This window comes from Streptomyces sp. HM190, assembly GCF_009857135.1.
GTDB lineage: Bacteria > Actinomycetota > Actinomycetes > Streptomycetales > Streptomycetaceae > Streptomyces > Streptomyces heilongjiangensis.
This window is the reverse complement of sequence record NZ_CP047318.1, coordinates 6,520,216-6,541,727: the sequence shown is the minus strand read 5'-3', so window position 1 is coordinate 6,541,727 and position 21,512 is coordinate 6,520,216. Positions and strand designations below refer to the sequence as shown.

Genomic DNA, 21,512 nt, shown 5'->3' with positions numbered 1-21,512 from the left:
GGCGCGGGGCAGTCTGGGGAAGCACAACAGCCGGTGCGCGGTCAGGCCGTGGGCCCGCCCCGGTGACGCTTCACGATATGGGAAACTGGTCTAGACAATCCGGTCTAGACCTCTTCGAGGTACCCGAGACACACCTGAAGGGCAGCATCACATGGCTGAGCGCCGCGTCAACGTCGGCTGGGCCGAGGGCCTCCACGCCCGCCCCGCTTCCATCTTCGTCCGGGCCGCCACGGCCTCCGGTATCCCCGTGACGATCGCCAAGGCCGGGGGCAACCCCGTCAACGCCGGTTCCATGCTGGCCGTCCTGGGGCTGGGCGCCCAGGGCGGCGAGGAGATCGTCCTCGCCTCCGAGGCCGAGGGCGCGGACGCCGCGCTCGACCGACTGGCGAAGCTCGTCGCCGAGGGGCTCGAGGAGCTGCCCGAGACGGTCTGACCCGCGCGACTCCGGCCTGAAGGCCGCTCGCAACAGCACTGAAGGGCTCGTCCGACACACCGGGCGAGCCCTTCGCCTTTCCCCGGACCGAGGCACCGGGTAAATCCGTCGGCGATGAACACGGACATCGGGGGAATCCGTCCGCGCGCCGGACGGTAAACGTGTCCACGGCTTCGGGAAATGCGTCCGCGGGCAGCAGGAAGAAAGCCCTTCGAATTCACGTCTTCTTTGTATACGGCTCTCGTGTTAATGCCGCAGACTCGGCATGTTTACGGGGTGTTGCGAAGTCCTCACACCGTCCCCTCGCTCCGGCGCGGCGGGCCGGCCGGGAAAGCGCAGCCGGTGCGCCGACGTCGCCCGCTCGGTGTGCCGAGCGGTGATCGTCCGCGCGCGCTCGCTGTCGCCGCGGGCCACGGCGTCCACGATGCTCCCGTGCTCGGCCCAGGACTCCACGGGATCGGCCGGCGCCTCGACCGCGTACATCCAGGCGATCTTGTGCCGCAGCTGGGCGAGCGTCGAGGTCAGGGCGGGGCTCCCGGAGGCCTGGGCGAGCGTCTCGTGGAACCAGCCGCCCAGGGAGCGCAGATCCTCGCTGTTGCCCCGCCTGGCCCGCTCCTGGCCCAGCCTGACCAGGCCGCGCAGGACCTTCAGATGGGCCTCCGTGCGGCGCTGGGCGGCGCGGGCGGCGCCGAGGGGCTCCAGCAGCATGCGCATCTCCAGCAGGTCGGAGGCCTCCTGGTCGGTCGGCTCGGCGACGCACGCGCCCGCGTGCCTGCGGGTCACCACGAAGCCCTCCGCCTCCAGCGTGCGCAGCGCCTCGCGCACCGGGACCCGGCTCACGCCGTACCGGCGTGCGAGCAGTTCCTCGGTGAGACGGCTGCCGCGCTCGTGGACACCCGCGACGATGTCATCACGGATCGCCGTGCATACCGAGTGCGCCGGAATACGCATGACCGACCTCCGCCTTAATCCCCGTAAAACGCCTTTGATCGACGTGTGTTCAGGTGACTCTATTGCAGCGGGCCGGAATTTCCGATGGCGGGCCGGAATCCATGGATATTTTTTGGACAGCGGGTACCCCGGAACAAGGAAAGCCCCGGCTCGGTGAGCCGGGGCCTCCTGAAGCGGGGGGCTTTCGTCAGACGTTCACACCGTGCGAGCGCAGGTACGCGACCGGGTCGATGTCCGAGCCGTACTCGGCCGTCGTGCGGGCCTCGAAGTGCAGATGCGGGCCGGTGACGTTGCCGGTGGCGCCGGAGAGGCCGATCTGCTGGCCGGGGGTGACCGTCTGCCCGACGGAGACGCCGATGGACGACAGGTGGCCGTACTGCGTGAACGTGCCGTCGTTCATCTTGATGACGACGTTGTTGCCGTACGCGCCGCCCCAGCCGGCCTCGACGACGGTGCCGGCGCCCACGGCGTGGACGGGGGTGCCGGAGGCGGCGTGGAAGTCGACACCGGTGTGGCTGCCGGAGGACCAGACGGCGCCGCCGGACTTGTAGCCGGTGGAGATGTAGGAGCCGGTGATGGGAGAGACGTACGCGTTGAGGCGCTCGCGCTCGGCGGCGCGGGCGGCACGCGCCTTGATCTCCTCGCGCTCCTTGGCGGCGGCGCGCTCCTGCTTGGCCTTCTCGGCGGCGGCCTTGCGGGCCTCCTCCTGCGCCTTCTGCTTGACGGCGGCCACCTCGGCGGCCTGCTGCTGGGCGGCGGCCTGGGCGTCGACCTGCTCGGCGACCGTGTCGCCGAGGACGATGATCTGGTTCAGCCCCGTCTGCTCGGGAGCGGGCTCCGCGGCGAGCGCCGGGACGGCGACGGTGCCGACGACACCGGTGGTGGTGAGAGCGGCGACGCCCACGGTCCTCGTGGTCGTGCGCTTCACGCGGCCGGGACGGCGGTGCTTCCCGGGAGCGCGGGTGAACGCCATGGAGTGGCTGATCCTTTCCTTCCCTCTCGCCTACCGGGTTAGCTGACGGGTTCGGAGCAGGAAGGTCTCCTACGGACACCCCTCGTTTCGCGACGCTCGCGAAGGGCACCCGATTCACCCCAGGGACTGCGGTTGGGTCCCCGGCTCCCCTGGCTCGCGCCATGGGGGACTCGGCGATGACTGTCCGGTGCCGCGGGTGCGGCGAACTGCTGGCGAACAGCCGGACAGACGCTAAGCGGGCCGCCACCGGAATAACAAACGCATCACGGGTTTTGAGGCGTACGCCACAGAGCCAAAGGCCAACCTCCGCCATCAATACGGACAAACAGGGGCCCGGTGACTCTTCCGTCACCGGGCCCCTGTTGTGCGCCCGTCCGCGGGCCTTCTCTACTCGGCCGGTACGACGGTGACTTCGCCGATGCCGAGAGCCCTGACCGGCTCCTCGATCTGCGCGGCGTCGCCGACGAGGACCGTCACCAGACGGTCCACCGGGAAGGCGCTCACGACGGCCGCGGTGGCCTCCACGGTGCCGGTGGCGGCGAGCTGTCGGTACAGCGTCGACTGGTAGTCGTCCGGCAGGTGCTGCTCGACCTGGTCGGCCAGCGTGCTCGCCACCGCGGCCGCCGTCTCGAACTTGAGGGGGGCGACCCCGACGAGGTTCTGCACGGCGACGTCCCGCTCGGCGTCCGTCAGGCCCTCGGCGGCGAGGGTGCGCAGCACCGTCCACAGGTCGTCGAGCGCGGGGCCGGTGTTCGGCGTGTCCACGGAACCGCTGATGGCGAGCATCGAGACACCGGAGCCGTCGGGCGCGGAGCGCAGCACCTGGCCGAACGCGCGCACGCCGTAGGTGTAGCCCTTCTCCTCGCGCAGGACGCGGTCCAGCCGGGAGGTCAGGGTGCCGCCGAGGCAGTAGGTGCCGAGCACCTGGGCCGGCCACACCCGGTCGTGCCGGTCGACGCCCACGCGGCCGATGAGCAGCTGCGTCTGTACGGCGCCGGGGCGGTCGACGATGACGACGCGCCCGGTGTCGTCGGCGGTCACCGCCGGCATGGTGCGGGGCTTGGCCGGGGAGCCCGTCCAGGCGCCCAGGGTGTCGCCGAGCAGCGCGTCGAGGTCGACTCCGGTGAGGTCGCCGACGATGACGGCGGTGGCCGTCGCCGGGCGGACGTGCCGCTCGTAGAAGGCGCGCACGGCCGCGGAGTCGATGCTCGCCACCGTCTCCTCGGTGCCCTGGCGGGGCCGGGACATGCGGGAGTCCGCCGGGAACAGCTGCCGGGAGAGCTCCTTCGCGGCCCGGCGGCCCGGGTTCGCGGTCTCGTGCGGGATCTCGTCGAGCCGGTTGGCGACGAGCCGCTCGATCTCGCTGTCCGCGAAGGCCGGGGCCCGCAGGGCGTCGGCGAGCAGGCCGAGCGCCTTGCCCAGCCGGGACACGGGCACTTCGAGGGACAGGCGGACGCCGGGGTGGTCGGCGTGCGAGTCGAGGGTGGCGCCGCAGCGCTCCAGCTCGGCGGCGAACTCCTCGGCGGAGTGCTTGTCGGTGCCCTCGGAGAAGGCCCTCGTCATGATCGTGGCGACACCGTCGAGGCCGGCGGGCTCGGCGTCCAGGGGGGCGTCGAGGAGCACCTCGACGGCGACGACCTGCTGGCCGGGGCGGTGGCAGCGGAGCACCGTCAGGCCGTTGTCCAGGATGCCGCGCTCGGGCGCCGGGAACGCCCAGGGCCTGGCCTCGCCGGCCTGGGGCTGCGGGTGGAAGTCCATGGTCGCGAGCTCGGTCACTTCGCCGACTCCTCGTTCTCGTCGGTGGTCGCGTCGGTGGTCGCGTCGGCGTCCGTCGCCGCGCTCTCGGCCTCGTCGTAGACGGGTTCGTAGACGAGCACCGCGCGGTTGTCGGGCCGCAGGCGGGCCTTGGCTACCTCCTGGACCTCCTCGGCGGTCACGTCGAGCACCCGGTCGACGGCGGTCAGGGCGAGCTTGGGGTCGCCGAACAGCACCGCGAAGCGGCACAGTTCGTCGGCGCGGCCCGCGACCGTGCCGAGCCGGTCCAGCCACTCGCGCTCCAACTGGGCCTGGGCGCGCTCCATCTCCTCGGCCGTGGGGCCCTCCGCGGCGAACCGGGCGAGCTCCTCGTCGACGGCGGCCTCGATGACGGGCACCTCGACGTCGCCGGAGGTCTTGACGTCCATCCAGGCCAGCGAGGGGGCGCCGGCCAGGCGCAGCAGACCGAACCCGGCCGTCACCGCCGTACGGTCGCGGCGGACGAGCCGGTTGTAGAGGCGGGAGGACTCGCCGCCGCCGAGGATGGCGAGGGCCAGGTCGGCCGCGTCGCACGCGCGCGTGCCGTCCTCCGGGAGGCGGTAGGCGGCCATCAGCGCACGCGCGGGCACCTTCTCCTCGATGACCTCGCGGTGCTGCTCGCCCATGACGTCGGGCAGTGCGCCGTCACGCGGCTGCGGCTTGCCGTCGTAGGACGGGATGGAGCCGAAGTACTTCTCGACCCAGGCGAGGGTCTGCTCCGGGTCGATGTCGCCGACGACCGAGAGGACGGCGTTGTTGGGGGCGTAGTAGGTCCGGAAGAACTGACGGGCGTCCTCCAGGCTGGCCGCCTCCAGGTCCTCCATGGAGCCGATCGGGGTGTGCCGGTAGGGGTGGCCCTCCGGGTAGGCGAGCCGGAAGATCCGCTCGAAGGCGGTGCCGTAGGGCACGTTGTCGTAGCGCTGCCGTCGCTCGTTCTTGACGACGTCCCGCTGGTTGTCCAGGTTCTTCTGGTCGAGCGCGAACAGCAGGCTGCCCATGCGGTCGGCCTCCAGCCACAGCGCGAGCTCCAGCTGGTGGGCGGGCATCGTCTCGAAGTAGTTGGTCCGCTCCCAGCTGGTGGTGCCGTTGAGCGAGCCGCCGGCGCCCTGGACCAGCTCGAAGTGGCCGTTGCCCGAGACCTGCTTGGAGCCCTGGAACATCAGGTGCTCGAAGAGGTGGGCGAGGCCGGTGCGGCCCGCGACCTCGTGGCGGGAGCCGACGTCGTACCAGAGGCACACCGCGGCGACCGGGGTCAGGTGGTCCTCGGAGAGCACCACGCGCAGGCCGTTGTCCAGGCGGTGCTCCTTCACTGTCAGGCCTTCGGAGCCTGCCTCGGCTGTGGCCGTGTGACCCATGGGCATGTACGTCCCTTCGATGGCGAGCGCGGTCGCTGGAACCGCGGTTGTCCTGCCGGTCCTGCCACTGTATGCAAGCGTGCGGACGCCCGGCGAAGTTCCCGGCGGCCGTACGCCGAGGGCGGAGAACGCCGTGCGCCGGGAGCGAGAACCCCGGATGCCGGGAGCGGCACCGCCGCTCGTCACCGCCGGGCAGTGGTTAAGGTGGCGCACGCGGTTGACGCGGCGGCGCCGGGCACCCGCCCCGGTGGCGAATGCCGGGTCGTGTCCGGGTTGTCAGTGCGGCAGTCCACAATGGTCCGCGTCAGAGTCCGTTCACTTGCAGCAAGGAGCCGGCAGCGATGGCCCGCCGCAGCACGAAGACCCCGCCGCCCGACGACGCGTTCGAGGAGAAGATCCTCGACATCGACGTCGTCGACGAGATGCAGGGCTCCTTCCTGGAGTACGCGTACTCGGTCATCTACTCCCGAGCGCTGCCCGACGCCCGTGACGGTCTGAAGCCGGTGCACCGCCGCATCGTCTACCAGATGAACGAGATGGGACTGCGCCCCGACCGCGGCTATGTGAAGTGCGCCCGCGTCGTCGGCGAGGTCATGGGCAAGCTGCACCCGCACGGCGACTCGTCGATCTACGACGCCCTGGTGCGGATGGCCCAGCCCTTCTCGATGCGGGTCCCCCTGGTCGACGGCCACGGCAACTTCGGCTCCCTCGGCAACGACGACCCGCCCGCGGCCATGCGGTACACGGAGTGCCGTCAGGCCGCCGCGACGAGCCTGATGACGGAGTCGATCGAGGAGAACACGGTCGACTTCGCCCCGAACTACGACGGCCAGGAGCAGGAGCCGGTCGCGCTGCCCGCCGCCTTCCCGAACCTGCTGGTCAACGGCGCCTCGGGCATCGCCGTCGGGATGGCCACCAACATGCCGCCGCACAACCTGGGCGAGGTCATCGCGGCGGCCCGCCACCTGATCAGGTACCCCAACGCGGACCTGGACGCGCTGATGAAGCACGTCCCGGGCCCCGACCTGCCCACGGGCGGCCGGATCGTCGGCCTCAGCGGCGTCAGGGACGCCTACGAGACGGGCCGCGGCACCTTCAAGATCCGCGCCACGGTGACCGTGGACAACGTGACGGCGCGCCGCAAGGGCCTCATCGTCACGGAGCTGCCGTTCACCGTCGGCCCCGAGAAGGTGATCGCCAAGATCAAGGACCTGGTCGGCTCGAAGAAGCTCCAGGGCATCGCCGACGTCAAGGACCTCACCGACCGCCAGCACGGGCTGCGGCTCGTCATCGAGATCAAGAACGGCTTCGTGCCGGAGGCGGTCCTGGAGCAGCTCTACAAGCTGACGCCGATGGAGGAGTCCTTCGGCATCAACAACGTGGCGCTGGTCGATGGCCAGCCCCTCACTCTGGGGCTCAAGGAACTCCTGGAGGTCTACCTCGACCACCGCTTCGACGTCGTGCGCCGCCGCTCGGAGTTCCGCCGCGGCAAGAAGCGCGACCGGCTGCACCTGGTCGAGGGTCTGCTCACGGCGCTGCTGGACATCGACGAGGTCATCCGTCTGATCCGCTCCAGCGAGAACTCCGCGCAGGCCAAGGAGCGCCTGATGGAGCACTTCTCCCTGTCGGACGTCCAGACGCAGTACATCCTGGACACCCCGCTGCGCCGCCTCACCAAGTACGACCGCATCGAGCTGGAGGCGGAGAAGGACCGGCTCACCGCGGAGATCGCGGAGCTGACGCGCATCCTGGAGTCGGACGCCGAGCTGCGCAAACTGGTCTCGGGGGAACTGGCCGCGGTGGCGAAGAAGTTCGGCACCGAGCGCCGTACGGTGCTGCTGGAGTCCTCGGGCGCACCGGCGGCGGTTCCGCTCCAGGTAGCGGACGACCCGTGCCGGGTGCTGCTGTCCTCGACGGGGCTGCTCGCCCGTACGGCCGACGCCGAGCCCTTCGCGGCGGACGCGGGCGCCAGGCGCACCAAGCACGACGTGATCGTGTCGGCGGTCCCGGCGACGGCCCGCGGCGAGATCGGCGCGGTGACGTCCACGGGCCGTCTGCTGCGGCTGAACGTGATCGACCTGCCCCAGCTGCCCGACACGGCCGCTGCCCCGAACCTCGCGGGCGGCGCGCCGCTCGCGGAGTTCCTCTCCCTCCAGGACGGCGAGAGCGTGGTCTGTCTGACGACGCTCGACGAGTCGTCGCCGGGCCTCGCCCTCGGCACCGAACAGGGTGTCGTCAAGCGGGTGGTGCCCGACTACCCGTCCAACAAGGAGGAGCTGGAGGTCATCACCCTCAAGGAGGGCGACCGCATCGTGGGCGCGATCGAGCTGCGCACGGGCGAGGAGGACCTGGTCTTCATCACGGACGACGCCCAGCTGCTGCGCTACCAGGCCTCGCAGGTCCGCCCGCAGGGCCGCCCGGCCGGCGGTATGACCGGCATCAAGCTCACCGAGGGCGCGAAGGTCATCTCCTTCACCGCGGTCGACCCGGCCGCCGACGCGGTGGTCCTCACGGTGGCGGGCTCGCGCGGCACGCTGGACGACTCCGTGCAGACCACGGCCAAGCTGACCCCGTTCGACCAGTACCCGCGCAAGGGCCGGGCCACGGGCGGCGTCCGCTGCCAGCGGTATCTGAAGGGCGAGGACTGTCTGTCCTTCGCCTGGGCGGGCCCGACGCCGGCCCGCGCCGCCCAGAAGAACGGCACTCCGGCCGACCTGCCGGAGATGGACCCGCGGCGCGACGGTTCGGGCGTCTCCCTGGGCAAGCCCGTGGCCTCGGTGGCGGGACCCGTCTGATCGAGGCCGACGGCAGGCCGCGACCCCTCCCGTACGGAAGACGTCACGGGGGGGGCCGCGGCCCGACCGGCCTCAGAAGGTGTCGTCGGAGGTCTCCGGGCCGCCGGCCTCCGGCTCCTCCTGGTCGGGTACGTAGCGCAGGACGCCCCACATGCTGTGCTCGTCGGCCTGGGGGGCGTCGTCCTCGCACGCCTGAAGCTCCTTGGTGAGGGCGGCGGCGTCGATGCCGGTGCCGATGAGGACGAGCTGGGTGAGCCTCGGCCCGTCGCCCGGCGCCCACGGCTCGGGGTAGAACCGCAGGAACCGCCCGACGGCGTGCACGGCGTACCGGTTGCGGGTGTCGTGGGGGCCGAAGTCGACGTACCCCTTGATGCGGTAGAGCCCGTCGGACCTGCCGTCGAGGAAGTCCAGCAGCCGTCGGGGGTTCATCGGCAGGTCGGAGACGAAGGCGACGCTGTCGTAGGCGGTGTGCAGATGCCCGAGGTGGTCCTCGTGGGCGTGGCCGCCGGTGGCGCCGTCTCCGCCATGCGGGTCGGCGCCGTCGTTCCCGTGGACGTCGTCGTGCCGGTGGAGGTCGTCGAAGGAGAGCTGCCCGACGCGTTCCTCACTGGGACGGCAGTCGAAGAGGAACTCCGGGTCGATACGCCCGTACGTCGCGGCCACGACGGCGGCTCCCTCGCTGAGCGACCGGACGAGTCCGAGCACACGCTCACCGTCCTCGGCCCGGTCGACCTTGTTGACGACGACGAGGTCGGCGATGGCGAGGTGCCGGTCGATCTCGGGGTGCCGTTGCCTGGTGTCGAGGAACTCGGCCGCGTCGACGACCTCGACCAGCCCGCCGTACACGACCCGGGGGTTCTCGCTGGCGAGCACCATCCGCACGAGTTCCTGCGGCTCGGCGAGCCCGCTGGCCTCGATGACGATGACGTCGATGCCGGTGGCGGGGTCGGCCAGCCGCTCCAGGTACACGTCCAGCTCGCCGGCGTCGACGGCACAGCACAGACATCCGTTGCCCAGCGACACCGTGGAGTCGCCGAGCGCGCCGGCCACCGCCATCGCGTCGATCTCGATGGCCCCGAAGTCGTTGACGACGGCCCCGATGCGGGTGCCGCCGCTGCGGTGGAGAAGGTGGTTGAGGAGGGTCGTCTTGCCTGATCCCAGGAACCCGGCGAGGACCACGACCGGGATCTGCTGCGGACCCCGGGGGCCCGGACTCGACGACTGGCTCAACGCGCGCCCTCTCTCACACCTTGCGTACGCCGGCTCGCGACCGGCCGCCGTACCGGGACGGCTCACGGACACCGGCGTTCGCCGGAACACCGCGGCTCTCGTACGGCCTTGTCCTGCTGCCCCAGGATACGAGTGGGCACACAGCCCACAGGAGGGGAACGATTGTCAGCGGGGCACGCGGTGTGCATGGCGCCGGTTTCCGGCACCCGCACATCCATGATGCGGTCGCCGGCGAGACGATCTTCGCCGTCGCCCGCACGGTGGGCTGGATCGCCCATGCGCTGGAGGAGTACGGCGAGCGCCCCCTGCGGATGCGCCCCAGTGGCCGGTACGTGGGGGTGCGCCCGCCGCGACCACTGCCCGGGTGGGCACACGCCACACGCCGAGGCCCACCGGACGCACCGCTCCCTGCCCCCGGTTCTCCCCTCTTCGGCCCGGCCGGAAGTCGCCCGCGCCGAAGTCAGGTTAGGCTCACCTCTGTGAGTACGTGCACATCCGCGTCCCGACACCTCGCCGAGCCTCTCGCGGGGACCGCCGCCACGGCGAGGACATGGCTGCTGCTGGAACAGCCGGGCCCCTGGGGCGCCCAGGCGCTCACGTCGAGCCACCTGGACCCCGCGCTCGGCCGTGCCCTCGAAGCCGCCACCGAGGGCACCGGCGTCCGCGTGGCGCTCATCCGGCGGCCGGGCCGTCACGCCGACTGCCGCGAGGTCCACGAGCGCCAGGTGTACGTGGCGCACACGGTCCCCGGGAACGTCTGGCTGCACCGCGCCACCACGACCGCCCCGGAGCGCCTGCTCGACCTCGACTTCGCCGCGCTCGGCGACGGCGACCCCCGCTCCTTCGAAGCGGTCCTCCAGGGCCGCCCCCACACGGGCCAGCCGCTCGCGCTCGTGTGCACCAACGGCAAACGCGACCGCTGCTGCGCCCTGCTCGGCCGGCCGCTCGCCGCCGAACTGGCCGCCTCCGGCGTCGAGGGCACCTGGGAGGTCACCCATCTGGGAGGGCACCGCTTCTCGCCCACCCTGCTCGTCCTCCCCTCCGGCTACGTGTACGGCCGCGCCGAGGCCCACCACGTCAAGGAGGTCCTCCACGCCGTACGGGAGGGCCGGGTCGTCACCGAGGGCTGCCGCGGGAACTCCGCCTGGGAGCGTCCCGGGCAGGCGGCGGAGCTGGCGGTGCGCGCGGCGACGGGCGAGGACGCGGCCGACGCGCTCACCGTCCTGCGCACGGACGGGGCCGCCCCGCACTGGGAGGTCACCGTCGCCCACGTCGACGGCCGCCGCTGGACGGTCACCGTCTCCCGGGGAGCGTCCCAGCCGCCCCGCCCCGAGAGCTGCGGCTCACCCCTGGGCCCTCCGGCCCGGATGGACGTGACGGCCGTACGCGAACTGGTGCCGGCGGCGCCGGCCGGTGAGGCCCTGCGCACCGGACCCGTCCTCCGGGCGGGCCGGAATCGTCCTGGGCCGCGCGGGCAGGAATCGTCCTCGGCGCCCCTGACGTGCCCCACACCCGTCTGAGATCCCCGCCACACCCCTCTACGTCCGGCGCACGCCGTGCACGTACCGTCATGGGTATGAGCCCCACTCCCCCCGCACGTCGCCTGCGTCTCGGGATGCCGCGGCGGGTGTTCTCGCAGGTCCTGCTGATGCAGGTGGCGATCGCCGCCGGTGTCGCCGTCCTCGCGACCGGGCTGTTCCTCGCACCGCTCAGCGACCAGCTGGACGACCAGGCGATGCGGCGCGCCCTCGCGATCGCCCAGACCACGGCGGCACAGCCGCAGATCGCCGAGGACCTGGTCACGACCAAGCCGTCCGTGCAAGGGCCGGTGCAGGTCGAGGCGGAGCGGATCCGCAGGGCCAGCGGGGCCGAGTACGTGGTGGTGATGGACGACCGCGGGGTGCGCTGGTCCCATCCGGACCCCACCGAGATCGGCGGCCTCGTCTCGACCGACCCGCGCCGCGCCCTCGCGGGCAACGAGGTCATGGAGATCGACTCGGGCACCCTCGGGCGGTCCGCGCGGGGCAAGGTGCCCCTGCGCGACGCCGACGGGAGGATCGTCGGGGCCGTCTCCGTCGGTATCGAGTACGACAATGTGCGCGCCCGGCTGATCCACGCGATTCCCGGGCTTCTCGCGTACGCGGGCGGCGCCATGGCGGTCGGCGCGCTGGCGGCGTACCTGATCTCCCGACGGGTCCACCGGCAGACCCGTGACCTGGCTTTCTCCGACATCGCGGGGCTCCTCGCGGAGCGCGAGGCGATGCTGCACGGCATCCGGGAGGGTGTGGTCGCTCTGGACCGCGCGGGACGCGTGCGCCTCCTCAACGACGAGGCGCAGCGTCTGCTGGGCCTCGGCGACGAGGTGGTCGGCCGGTCCCTCGACGAGGCGCTCGGCCCGGGGCGTACGACCGATGTGCTGGCCGGCCGGGTCACCGGCACCGACCTGCTCACCGTCCGCGGCCGGCGCGTCCTCGTCGCCAACCGCATGCCCACCGACGACGGCGGTGCCGTGGCCACCCTGCGGGACCGCACCGAACTGGAGCAGCTGGGCCGCGAGCTGGACTCCACACGCGGTCTGATCGACGCCCTGCGCGCCCAGGACCACGAGCACGCCAACCGGATGCACACCCTCCTCGGCCTGCTCGAACTGGAGATGTACGACGAGGCCGTGGACTTCGTCGGTGAGGTGGTCGGCGACCATCGCGCGACCGCCGAGCAGGTCACCGAGAAGATCCACGATCCGCTGCTCGCGGCGGTCCTGGTCGGCAAGGCGACCGTCGCGGCCGAGCGCGGCGTGGCCCTGACGGTCACCGGCGGGACCCCGCTGCCGGACAGGTTGATCGATCCACGTGGTCTGGTCACCATCGTCGGCAACCTCGTCGACAACGCCCTGGACGCCGTCGCGGGCACCCCGCACGCGCGCGTGGAGGTGGAGCTGCGGGCCGAGGGGCGCACGGCGATCCTCCGGGTCCGCGACACGGGGCCCGGAGTCCCGCCCGGTCAACGTGAGTTGATCTTCACGGAGGGCTGGTCCACCAAGACGCCCCCGGCCCACCGCGAGCGCGGTATCGGGCTCTCCCTGGTGCGCCGGCTCGCCGAACGGCAGGGAGGCAGCGCCCGGGTCACCGAGGCGGAGGGCGGCGGCGCGGAGTTCACGGTCGTCCTGCCGGAGGCGCTGGCGGAGCCGGGGTTGGTGACGCAATCGTCCGGACGGGCGCTTACGTCTACGGCACCCGACGAGGGAGCCGGCCCGCACGACGAGCCGCCGGCGGGCCGTGACGCGCGACCGGGCACGGCGCACGCGCCTGATGCCGCCGCCCCGGCCGCCGAGAAGGAGTCGCGATGATCGAGGTCCTGGTCGTGGACGACGACCTGCGGGTCGCCCGGGTGAACGCCGCCTACGTGGAGAAGGTCACCGGCTTCCGGGTGGCGGGCGTGGCGCACAACGCGGCCGACGCGCTGGAGCAGTTGGAGAAGCTGCCCCGGGTGGACCTGGTCCTGCTGGACCACTACCTCCCCGACGAGACGGGTCTCAGGGTCGTCCAGGAGATGCGGCGGCGCGGCCACCAGACCGATGTGATCATGGTGACGGCGGCGCGTGACGTCTCGACGGTCCAGGCGGCGATGCGGCAGGGCGCCCTGCAGTACCTGGTGAAGCCGTTCGCGTTCGCCGGGCTGCGGGCCAAGCTGGAGGCGTACGCGGAGCTGCGGCGGACCCTGGACGGTGGTGGCGAGGCCGAGCAGGCGGAGGTCGACCGGATCTTCGGCGCGCTCTCGGCGGGCGGCGAGCCGGACCTGCCGAAGGGGCACTCCGCCACCACCACCGAGGTCGTGCGCCGGGCCCTGATGACCGCCGAGGGCCCGCTGTCCGCCCAGGAGATCGCCGATCGGACCGGTCTGAGCCGTCAGACCGCCCAGCGGTATCTCAAGCTGCTGGAGCGCACCGGACGCGCCCGCCTGACCCTCAAGTACGGCGACGCGGGCCGCCCGGAGCACCGCTACGAGTGGGCGACCCGCCCCTGAACCCACCCGGGGACGCGCCCGAGAAGACCGCCGGCGGACGCCCCGAAGGGCCGTCAGACGGCCCCGGCGCCCGTCAGTGACCGCACCTCGGTCTCCGCGTACTTCGCCTCGTCCGCCGGTTCGGCGGAGGTCACCGTGCCGAGCCAGCCGGCGAGGAAGCCCAGGGGAACCGAGACGAGTCCCGGGTTCTCCAGCGGGAAGTACTGGAAGTCGACGGTGGGGAACAGGGATTCGGGGCTGCCGGACACCACCGGCGACAGCAGCACCAGCACCACCGCCGGGACGAGTCCGCCGTACACGGACCACACGGCGCCGCGGGTGGTGAAGCCGCGCCAGAACAGGGAGTACAGCAGCACGGGCAGGTTGGCCGAGGCGGCGACGGCGAAGGCCAGCCCGACGAGGAAGGCAACGTTGAGGTCGCGGGCGAGCAGCCCGAGCGCGATGGCGACGGCCCCGATCCCGACGGCGGCGGTACGCGCCACGGCCACCTCGCTGTACGGCTGGGAGCGCCGGCGCCGCAGTGAGGCGTAGAGGTCGTGGGCGACCGAGGCGGACGAGGCGAGGGTGATGCCGGCGACGACCGCGAGGATCGTCGCGAAAGCGATGGCCGCGACGACCGCGAACAGGACTGTTCCACCGGTGGAGCCCGCTCCGCCGCCCAGGTCGAGCGCGAGGAGCGGAACGGCCGTGTTGCCGGCCGCGTTCGAGGCTCGAACGGCCGCCGGGCCGACGATCGCGGCCGCGCCGAAGCCCAGCACGATCGTCATCAGGTAGAAGCCGCCGATGAGGCCGATCGACCACACGACCGAGCGGCGCGCGGCGCGTGCGGTCGGCACCGTGTAGAAGCGGGACAGGATGTGCGGCAGCCCGGCCGTGCCCAGGACCAGGGCGAGCCCGAGGCTGATGAAGTCGAGGCGGGCGGTCCAGTCGCCGCCGTACTTCAACCCCGGCGCGAGGAAGGCCGCCCCGTGCCCGCTGCGCTCGGCGGCCGTCCGCAGCAGCTGGTCGAAGTCGCCGTGGAACCGCATCAGGACGAGCACGGTCAGCGTGATCGCCCCGCCCATCAGCAGGACCGCCTTCACGATCTGGATCCAGGTGGTGGCCCGCATCCCGCCCAGCGACACGTAGACGACCATGAGCGCGCCGACGCCGATCACGGTCCAGGACCGTGCCGCCTCGCCCTCGCCGCCCAGCAGCAGCGCGACGAGGGTGCCCGCGCCCACCATCTGCGCCACCAGGTACAGCACGGACACGGTGACCGAGGAGGTGCCCGCCGCGATCCTGACCGGTCGCCGGCTCATCCGGGCCGCGACGACGTCGGCGAGCGTGAACCGTCCGCAGTTGCGTACGAGTTCGGCCACCAGGAACAGCACCACGAGCCAGGCCACCAGGAAGCCCACCGAGTACAGCAGTCCGTCGTACCCGAAGAGCGCGATGAGGCCGGAGATACCGAGGAAGGACGCGGCGGACATGTAGTCGCCCGCGATGGCAAAACCGTTCTCCATCGGCGAGAACAGCCGCCCGCCGGCGTAGAACTCCTCCGCAGAACCGTGCCGGTTGCGACTGACCCAGGTCGTGATGCCCAGGGTGATCGCGATGAACACGCTGAACAGCAGCAGGGCCAGCGTCTGATGGTTCCCGGTCACCGCTCGCCCCCGATCCCGCGCGTCAACTCCTGTGTGTCCCACCGCAGATCCAGGGCCGCACGGTCCCGCCGCAGCCGCGCGTGGCGCGCGTAGGCCCAGGTGAACAGGAACGTCGTGAGGAACTGTCCGAGCCCCGCCAGCATCGCCACGTTGACCGCGCCCGCGACGGGCCGCGCCATCAGGCCCGGCGCGGTGGTGGCCGCGACCACGTATCCGACGTACCAGCCGAAGAAGACGGCGGCTCCCGGGATCACGAATCTCCGGTACCGGCGACGGACCTCCTGGAAGGCGGCGCTGCGCTGCACCTCCACGTACACGTCGGCGGCGGCCCGGCCCTCCGCACGGGCTGACGGCACAGCGGGCGGCACTCCTCCCGTGCCGTCCGCCTCTCCCCAGCCGGAGGCCAGCGCGTCGTACCAGGGATCATCGAACCGCGCGTCCGCCGGGGGAGCCCCTCGCCCCTCGACCGCGCTCTCGGAACCACCCGCGCGACGACGGGACCGGCCGGTACTTGACTGCATGCCCAAGCATGGACAGACCGGGCCGACCCTCGCCGATCCCCTTCGCGATTGTTCACCCCATCAGGTGAAGCAGGGGCCGGCTCAGGTCGGGGACGGTGCGCCCGCCGACGCGGCGGGCGCGGCGCTCACGCGTCGATACGTGACCGGTCCAACGTGGCGGCCGAGCTGGAGATGAACTCCTTGCGCGGCGCGACGTCGTTCCCCATCAGCAGATCGAACACCTGTTCGGCCGCCTCCAGGTCCGACAGGTTGATCCGCCGCAGCGTCCGGTGGCGCGGGTCCATCGTCGTCTCCGCGAGCTGGTCCGCGTCCATCTCGCCGAGGCCCTTGTACCGCTGGATGGAGTCCTTGTAGCGGACACCCTTGCTCTGGTACTCCAGCAGCTTGTCCCGCAGCTCCCGGTCGGAGTACGTGTAGACGTACTTGTCCTGGCCCCTCTTCGGCTGCACCAGCTCGATCCGGTGCAGCGGGGGCACCGCGGCGAAGACGCGCCCCGCCTCGACCATCGGCCGCATGTACCGCTGGAACAGCGTCAGCAGCAGGCACCGGATGTGGGACCCGTCCACATCGGCGTCCGTCATCATGATGATCTTGCCGTACCGGGCCGCGTCGATGTCGAACGTGCGTCCGGATCCGGCCCCTATGACCTGGATGATCGCGCCGCACTCGGCGTTCTTGAGCATGTCCGTCACGGACGACTTCTGGACGTTGAGGATCTTGCCGCGGATCGGCAGCAGCGCCTGGAACTCGGAGTTCCGGGCGAGCTTGGCCGTACCGAGCGCCGAGTCGCCCTCGACGATGAACAGCTCGCTGCGGTCGACGTCGTCACTGCGGCAGTCGGCGAGCTTGGCGGGCAGCGACGACGATTCCAGCGCGGTCTTCCGCCGCTGCGCGTCCTTGTGCTGACGTGCGGCGATACGCGTCCGCGCGGCCGCGACGACCTTCTCCATGACGACCCGCGCCTGCGCGGCGGCGTCCCGCTTGGTGGAGGTCAGGAACGCCTTGAGCTCCTTGGAGATCACCTGTGCGACGATGCGGCGGGCCGCGGACGTACCGAGGACCTCCTTGGTCTGGCCCTCGAACTGCGGCTCGGCCAGCCGCACGGTGACGACGGCGGTCAGGCCCTCCAGGGCGTCGTCCTTGACGACGTCGTCCTCGGCGACCCGGAGCATCTTCTTGGCGCGCAGCACCTCGTTCATCGTGCTCGCCACGGCCTGCTCGAAGCCGGCGACATGGGTGCCACCCTTGGGGGTGGCGATGATGTTCACGAACGACTTGAGAGTGGAGTCGTAGCCGGTGCCCCAGCGCAGCGCGACGTCGACGCCGAGTTCCCGGGTGACCTGGGTGGGGGTCATCTGGCCGTGCTCGTCCAGCACGGGGACCGTCTCCCTGAAGGTGCCCTCGCCGGTGAAGCGGAGGATGTCGCAGACCGCCTTGTCGGTGGCCAGGTACTCGCAGAACTCGCTGATGCCGCCGTCGAAACGGAAGGACTCCTCGCCCTTGCTCCCGCCCTCGCCGAGGCCGTACTCGTCGCGGACGACGATCGTCAGGCCGGGCACCAGGAACGCGGTCTGGCGGGCGCGCTGGTGGAGGTTCTCCAGGGAGAGTTTGGCGTCCTTGAGGAAGATCTGGCGGTCGGCCCAGTAGCGCACGCGCGTGCCGGTGCGCGTCTTCGGAATCCGCTTGGCCTTGCGCAGCCCGCCCGTGGCCTCGAACTTCGCGTCCGGGCCGTTGCCCGCGAAGGCGCCGGGCACGCCGCGGCGGAAGCTGATGGCGTGCGTGTGGCCGCTGCGGTCCACCTCGACGTCCAGGCGGGCGGAGAGGGCGTTCACCACGGAGGCGCCCACCCCGTGCAGACCGCCGGAGGCCGCGTAGGAGCCGCCGCCGAACTTGCCGCCCGCGTGCAGCTTGGTCATGACGACCTCGACGCCGGACAGGCCGGTCTTGGGCTCGACGTCCACGGGGATGCCGCGGCCGTTGTCCCGGACCTCCACGGAGGCGTCGTCGTGGAGGATCACCTCGATGTGGTCGCAGTAGCCTCCGAGGGCCTCGTCGACGGAGTTGTCGATGATCTCCCAGAGGCAGTGCATCAGGCCTCGACTGTCGGTCGAGCCGATGTACATCCCGGGGCGCTTCCGCACGGCCTCGAGCCCCTCGAGGACGAGCAGGTGCCGCGCGGTGTAGTTGGAACCGTCCCGGTCTGCTCCGGTCAGCAGCGCTGTGGACGGCACGGACGTCTCGGCGGTCACGCGGTTCGCTCCTCGCTGAATTTCAGGTGAGGCCCTTTTGGGTAAGGGGCCCGGCTCTGTTGCCGGTCCGAGGGTACCGAGCCCTGGTAGAGCCGTTGTAACGCCACCCTCGCTGGAAACTCAGGGTAGTCCAGTCTCGCATGCGTGTTCGATCCCTCGATGGGGTGAAGTACATATCACGTTCCCTTCGAGGCATGAACCATTTAGGCTCCGGGCACGTCCTCTTGAACAACCGGCAACCCGGCCGGGAGGACCGTACAACCGAGAGAGCACCCTCCAGAACCACCGACAGACAGCGCGAACCCGTACGACACGAAGACACGCACTACGGCTCATTCGCCGCCAACCGGCAACAGACAGCCGGCCTGGAAAGATTTTTTCGAGGAAAAGCCGCGAGCGGGAACGTTTTCGGCCTGGTTGGATGTTGACCCTGGTACGACAGCTCGTCGAGCTAGAGAAGAGGCGACGTGACTACTGTTCTGACCCCCGCGACCCCGCTGACGGCCGCTGACCGATGCGACCGCTGCGGCGCCCAGGCCTATCTGCGCGTCGTCCTCCTGAGCGGTGGAGAGCTGCTGTTCTGCGCCCACCACGGGCGTAAGTTCGAGCCTGAGCTCAAGAAGATCGCCGCGGAGATACAGGACGAGACGGAGCGGCTGACGTCCGTTCCCGCCACCGCGGAAACCGACGAACGCTGACGCTTCGCACCAACGACGAGCCGACACCGGCTCGAGGCCGGTGACCGGGCGGCCACTCCCGCACACACGGGGTGGTCGCCCGCTCTCGTTCCGCGGCCCGCGCGGGGCACCGTGACGGTGCCGCGCCGAGGGTACGGCGTCAAGCGCCGGGGTACGGGGCCTGAAGGCACGGGCCCGAAGCGCCGGTGCACGGCGTTCGACGACCTCTCAGCGGCTCTCCGCCAGCACCTGGGCCGCGTAGGAGCCCCTGGTGTACACCCCCGGGTTCCCGGCCAGTCCGCAGCCGCTGCCCCAGGACACGAGGCCGATCAGCTTCCCCTGGGCGACGAGCGGTCCCCCGCTGTCCCCCTGGCAGGCGTCCCGGCCGCCGGTCAGCTCGCCCGCGCACACCATGGATTCGGCCTGGTACCGGCCCTCCGCTCCGCCCGGGTAGGCCCTCTCGCACACCGAGTCGGCCAGCACCCGCACCGACGCGCCCCGCAGGCTCAGCGCGTAGTCCCCGGCGCCCGTGGTGTCGCCCCAGCCGTAGACGGCCGCGGCCGTGTCGGCCTCGTACGCCGGATCGCCGGCTTCCGCCAACGGCAGGACGGAACTCTCGGGGAGCGGCGTCGCCAGTGTGACCAGGGCGAAGTCCCCCGCGTTCGAGGAGGCGTCGTACCGCGGATTGACCCAGGTGTCGGTCACCGGGATCTCCGTGCCCTCGTTCGACCGCAGATCGGCGCGGCCCGCGATGACCTTCAGGTCGGGGAGCCGCGCCGGCGGCCCTCCGAGCACGTCCTCGCTGAGGCAGTGGGCCGCCGTCATGACCGTGGAGGGGCCCACCACGACGCCGCCGCAGAACTGCCCGGCTCTCGTACCCCCGAACCGGTCACGGCTGGACAGTGCCACCGTCCAGGGCGCCTGGGAGATCGCGACGGGGTGACCGCCGATGACGACGTCGGCGGTCGCGGTCGGAGGTGCGGCCAGCGGTATGACGGCCGTGGTGGCCGCGAGGGCCAGCAGTCGGGCGATGGTGGGACGCATGCGCGCTCCTGACTCGGGGAGATGGATTGCACACCCAGAGTTATCCACGTGGCGGGCGCCCGCATGCCGCACCCACGCCGAAGGCCCGGCTCCTTCGAGGGAACCGGGCCTTCGATGCCTGCCGTGGACCGTCACCCGGACGGAGCCGCGACGGGGTCAGTCGAGGTAGTCGCGCAGGACCTGCGAGCGGGACGGGTGGCGCAGCTTCGACATCGTCTTCGACTCGATCTGGCGAATGCGCTCACGGGTGACGCCGTACACCTTGCCGATCTCGTCGAGGGTCTTCGGCTGACCGTCGGTGAGACCGAAGCGCATGGAGACGACGCCCGCCTCGCGCTCGGAGAGCGTGTCGAGGACCGAGTGCAGCTGCTCCTGGAGGAGCGTGAAGCTGACGGCGTCGGCGGGGACTACGGCCTCGGAGTCCTCGATGAGGTCACCGAACTCGCTGTCGCCGTCCTCGCCCAGCGGGGTGTGCAGGGAGATCGGCTCGCGGCCGTACTTCTGGACCTCGATGACCTTCTCCGGGGTCATGTCGAGTTCCTTGGCCAGCTCCTCCGGGGTGGGTTCGCGGCCCAGGTCCTGGAGCATCTGGCGCTGCACGCGCGCGAGCTTGTTGATGACCTCGACCATGTGCACCGGAATACGGATGGTGCGGGCCTGGTCGGCCATCGCCCGGGTGATCGCCTGACGGATCCACCAGGTGGCGTACGTGGAGAACTTGTAGCCCTTGGTGTAGTCGAACTTCTCGACGGCGCGGATCAGACCGAGGTTGCCCTCCTGGATGAGGTCCAGGAAGAGCATGCCGCGGCCGGTGTAGCGCTTGGCCAGGGAGACCACCAGTCGGAGGTTGGCCTCCAGGAGGTGGTTCTTGGCGCGGCGGCCGTCCTCGGCGATGATCTCCAGCTCACGCTTGAGCTTGGGGGCGAGCTTGTCGGCGTTGGACAGCTTGTCCTCGGCGAACAGACCGGCCTCGATGCGCTTGGCGAGTTCGACCTCCTGCTCGGCGTTGAGGAGGGGGACCTTGCCGATCTGCTTGAGGTAGTCCTTGACGGGGTCGGCGGTGGCACCGGCGGCGGCGACCTGCTGGGCGGGGGCGTCGTCCTCGTCCTCGTCGGAGAGCACGAAGCCCGCGCTCTCGGTGCCCTCGGGCTCGTCGCCGGGCTTGCCGCCGGGGGTCTCCTCGAGGACTTCCTCGTCGAGCAGCTCGACGTCGTCCTTCTTGGCGGTGGTCTTCTTCGCCGCCGTCTTCTTGGCGGCGACGGTCTTCTTGGCGGGGGCCGCCTTCTTGGCGGTCGCCTTCTTGGCGACGGCCTTCTTGGCGGGGGCGTCCTCTGCGGAGGAGTCGACCGCGGGCGCCGGCGGCGCGGCGGGGGTGGCCTTCTTCGTGGTCACCGTCTTCGCCGCGACCGTCTTGGTGGCGGTGCGCTTGGCCGGACTCTTCGCTGCGACGCTCTTTCGGGTGCGCTTTGGCTCCGCGGCACTGACCATCAGCGTCACACCCTCTTCCTCGAGGATCTGGTTGAGGCTGCGCAGTACGTTTTTCCACTGAGTGGCCGGGATCTGGTCAGCTTCGAAGGCCCGACGCACGTCGTCGCCGGCGATCTGCCCCTCAGCCTTTCCCCGCTCAATGAGCGCCATGACAGAGACGGACTCGGCGATCTCCGGCGGGAGCGTACGGGATGTGCTGGCCGACACGAACAACCTCTCGGAACGTTGGAAAACGGCTTCCGGCCCCGTCCACTGCGGACAGGAGCCGACCACCGGCTTGGGGATGGGCCGACGGTGCGGGCGGGGGCCGGGAAGATGCACAGCGCCGTGAAC

The 21,512-nt window shown here is 71.3% G+C and carries 16 protein-coding genes and 1 riboswitch; of the genes, 6 read left to right on the top strand and 10 right to left on the bottom strand.

The genetic code is table 11. The features are described from left to right. Window positions 1–151 precede the first annotated feature (151 nt). Window positions 152–433, top strand: a complete 282-nt coding sequence (locus tag GSY65_RS27955) for an HPr family phosphocarrier protein (protein ID WP_159773821.1) — start codon at window positions 152–154, stop codon at window positions 431–433. A 246-nt stretch (window positions 434–679) separates the two neighbouring features. Here the strand turns inward: GSY65_RS27955 and GSY65_RS27950 are convergent, their stop codons facing one another. From GSY65_RS27950 to GSY65_RS27935, 4 genes are all read right to left on the bottom strand, one after another. Continuing rightward, the gene (locus GSY65_RS27950; protein ID WP_159773819.1) at window positions 680–1,384 is read right to left on the bottom strand and encodes a GntR family transcriptional regulator; all 705 of its coding nucleotides are present in this window, start codon (window positions 1,382–1,384) and stop codon (window positions 680–682) included. A gap of 187 nt (window positions 1,385–1,571) precedes the next feature. After that, on the bottom strand, window positions 1,572–2,357 hold the full coding sequence (locus GSY65_RS27945) for a M23 family metallopeptidase (protein ID WP_159773817.1): 786 nt from the start codon (window positions 2,355–2,357) through the stop codon (window positions 1,572–1,574). Window positions 2,358–2,369: 12 nt separating this feature from the next. Next, window positions 2,370–2,543, bottom strand: a riboswitch (cyclic di-AMP (ydaO/yuaA leader). A 201-nt stretch (window positions 2,544–2,744) separates the two neighbouring features. Beyond that, window positions 2,745–4,133 (bottom strand): M16 family metallopeptidase, encoded by a 1,389-nt coding sequence (locus GSY65_RS27940; protein ID WP_159773815.1) that lies wholly within the window; start codon window positions 4,131–4,133, stop codon window positions 2,745–2,747. After that, window positions 4,130–5,506, bottom strand: coding sequence for a M16 family metallopeptidase (locus GSY65_RS27935; RefSeq protein ID WP_201452845.1), 1,377 nt, complete (start codon window positions 5,504–5,506; stop codon window positions 4,130–4,132). The genes GSY65_RS27940 and GSY65_RS27935 overlap by 4 nt, the downstream gene beginning before the upstream one ends. 341 nt (window positions 5,507–5,847) lie before the next feature. Here GSY65_RS27935 and GSY65_RS27930 point away from each other — a divergent pair, with 341 nt between their 5' ends. Continuing rightward, the gene (locus GSY65_RS27930) at window positions 5,848–8,301 is read left to right on the top strand and encodes a DNA gyrase/topoisomerase IV subunit A (RefSeq protein ID WP_159773813.1); all 2,454 of its coding nucleotides are present in this window, start codon (window positions 5,848–5,850) and stop codon (window positions 8,299–8,301) included. A 72-nt stretch (window positions 8,302–8,373) separates the two neighbouring features. Here GSY65_RS27930 and GSY65_RS27925 read toward each other — a convergent pair whose 3' ends face one another. After that, window positions 8,374–9,531, bottom strand: a complete 1,158-nt coding sequence (locus GSY65_RS27925; protein WP_159773811.1) for a CobW family GTP-binding protein — start codon at window positions 9,529–9,531, stop codon at window positions 8,374–8,376. 479 nt (window positions 9,532–10,010) lie between these two features. On the opposite strand from GSY65_RS27925, the gene GSY65_RS27920 reads away from it, so the two are divergent. The 3 genes from GSY65_RS27920 to GSY65_RS27910 are packed head-to-tail and all read left to right on the top strand — an operon-like array spanning window position 10,011 to window position 13,554. Then, window positions 10,011–11,051: a sucrase ferredoxin gene (locus tag GSY65_RS27920; protein ID WP_159773809.1), complete on the top strand. Its 1,041-nt coding sequence runs from the start codon at window positions 10,011–10,013 to the stop codon at window positions 11,049–11,051. A gap of 56 nt (window positions 11,052–11,107) precedes the next feature. Next, window positions 11,108–12,877, top strand: coding sequence for an ATP-binding protein (locus GSY65_RS27915; protein WP_159773807.1), 1,770 nt, complete (start codon window positions 11,108–11,110; stop codon window positions 12,875–12,877). After that, window positions 12,874–13,554, top strand: a complete 681-nt coding sequence (locus GSY65_RS27910; RefSeq protein ID WP_159773805.1) for a DUF7342 family protein — start codon at window positions 12,874–12,876, stop codon at window positions 13,552–13,554. The genes GSY65_RS27915 and GSY65_RS27910 overlap by 4 nt, the downstream gene beginning before the upstream one ends. 53 nt (window positions 13,555–13,607) lie before the next feature. Here GSY65_RS27910 and GSY65_RS27905 read toward each other — a convergent pair whose 3' ends face one another. The 3 genes from GSY65_RS27905 to GSY65_RS27895 form a co-directional block, all read right to left on the bottom strand. Then, a complete protein-coding gene (locus tag GSY65_RS27905; RefSeq protein WP_159773803.1) occupies window positions 13,608–15,200 on the bottom strand; it encodes a solute symporter family protein in 1,593 nt (530 codons plus the stop codon). Beyond that, window positions 15,197–15,721 (bottom strand): DUF485 domain-containing protein, encoded by a 525-nt coding sequence (locus GSY65_RS27900; protein WP_159773801.1) that lies wholly within the window; start codon window positions 15,719–15,721, stop codon window positions 15,197–15,199. Before GSY65_RS27900 ends, GSY65_RS27905 begins: the two co-directional genes overlap by 4 nt. Window positions 15,722–15,846: 125 nt before the next feature. Beyond that, complete coding sequence (locus GSY65_RS27895) at window positions 15,847–17,970, bottom strand: DNA gyrase/topoisomerase IV subunit B (protein ID WP_159773799.1); 2,124 nt, start codon at window positions 17,968–17,970, stop codon at window positions 15,847–15,849. 467 nt (window positions 17,971–18,437) lie between these two features. Between GSY65_RS27895 and GSY65_RS27890 the strand changes: the two genes are divergently transcribed. Beyond that, entirely contained in the window at window positions 18,438–18,668 is a 231-nt protein-coding gene (locus tag GSY65_RS27890) for a DUF7455 domain-containing protein (RefSeq protein ID WP_055512778.1), read from the top strand. A gap of 207 nt (window positions 18,669–18,875) precedes the next feature. On the opposite strand, the gene GSY65_RS27885 is transcribed toward GSY65_RS27890, so the two are convergent. Continuing rightward, window positions 18,876–19,691 (bottom strand): serine protease, encoded by an 816-nt coding sequence (locus GSY65_RS27885; RefSeq protein ID WP_159773797.1) that lies wholly within the window; start codon window positions 19,689–19,691, stop codon window positions 18,876–18,878. Between the two features lie 156 nt (window positions 19,692–19,847). Further along, window positions 19,848–21,386 carry an RNA polymerase sigma factor gene (locus tag GSY65_RS27880; RefSeq protein WP_159773795.1) on the bottom strand — a complete coding sequence of 513 codons (1,539 nt, stop codon included), beginning with the start codon at window positions 21,384–21,386 and terminating at the stop codon, window positions 19,848–19,850. Window positions 21,387–21,512 lie beyond the last annotated feature (126 nt).

What these genes read in the sequence shown, in the direction of transcription:
- GSY65_RS27955 (WP_159773821.1), top strand. Translation starts at nt 152, where the DNA reads ATGGCTGAGCGCCGCGTCAACGTCGGCTGGGCCGAGGGCCTCCACGCC.
- GSY65_RS27950 (WP_159773819.1), bottom strand. Translation starts at nt 1,384, where the DNA reads ATGCGTATTCCGGCGCACTCGGTATGCACGGCGATCCGTGATGACATC.
- GSY65_RS27945 (WP_159773817.1), bottom strand. Translation starts at nt 2,357, where the DNA reads ATGGCGTTCACCCGCGCTCCCGGGAAGCACCGCCGTCCCGGCCGCGTG.
- GSY65_RS27935 (WP_201452845.1), bottom strand. Translation starts at nt 5,506, where the DNA reads ATGGGTCACACGGCCACAGCCGAGGCAGGCTCCGAAGGCCTGACAGTG.
- GSY65_RS27930 (WP_159773813.1), top strand. Translation starts at nt 5,848, where the DNA reads ATGGCCCGCCGCAGCACGAAGACCCCGCCGCCCGACGACGCGTTCGAG.
- GSY65_RS27915 (WP_159773807.1), top strand. Translation starts at nt 11,108, where the DNA reads ATGAGCCCCACTCCCCCCGCACGTCGCCTGCGTCTCGGGATGCCGCGG.
- GSY65_RS27910 (WP_159773805.1), top strand. Translation starts at nt 12,874, where the DNA reads ATGATCGAGGTCCTGGTCGTGGACGACGACCTGCGGGTCGCCCGGGTG.
- GSY65_RS27900 (WP_159773801.1), bottom strand. Translation starts at nt 15,721, where the DNA reads ATGCAGTCAAGTACCGGCCGGTCCCGTCGTCGCGCGGGTGGTTCCGAG.
- GSY65_RS27885 (WP_159773797.1), bottom strand. Translation starts at nt 19,691, where the DNA reads ATGCGTCCCACCATCGCCCGACTGCTGGCCCTCGCGGCCACCACGGCC.